Raw genomic sequence first — 498 nt, 5'->3', positions numbered from 1 at the left:
GTCTACAACCTGCTCAACCGCCGATACTCCGACCCGGCCTCCTACGAGGTACGTGACGACACCATCCCGCAGGACGGCCGGACCTACCGCATCAAGCTGACCTACGCGTTTTGACCATGTGCGGCTTCCCCTTGCGCTGCCTGACCAAATGCGGGCTGGCTCTGCTATGGGTCCTGGGCTCGGTCCAGGCCCATGGGCAGGTGGGTGAGCCGGAGCTGAAGGCGGCGTTCGTCTACAACTTCCTGCAGTTCGTGGAGTGGCCGAAGGGCAGCACCGCATCCCCTCCGGAGCTGACGCTCTGTGTGTCGCCCTTCAGCCCCCTCAAGCGCCAGATCGGAGCGCTGGAGGGCAAGCCGGTGCAGGGAAGCACGCTGCGGATCCTCCTCCTGGACTTGCCCAGCCTCGGCAGATGCCGGGTCATCGTGCTGGACGCCGCCGATGCGGAGCCGGTGTTCGGCGCCCTGCGTTCACTGCCGCCGGGGCACGGCGTGCTGACGG

The 498-nt window shown here is 67.1% G+C and carries 1 protein-coding gene; it reads left to right on the top strand.

Translation table 11 applies throughout. From position 1 onward, the window contains the following. Positions 1 to 200 precede the first annotated feature (200 nt). Positions 201 to 498 (top strand): YfiR family protein (locus GVL03_RS19555; RefSeq protein ID WP_159502600.1); only part of this gene is annotated, 298 nt, incomplete at its 3' end.

Origin of the sequence: Microbacterium sp. 18062 (genome assembly GCF_902706225.1) — a bacterium.
GTDB lineage: Bacteria > Actinomycetota > Actinomycetes > Actinomycetales > Microbacteriaceae > Microbacterium.
This window is presented reverse-complemented; position numbering and strand designations above follow the sequence as displayed.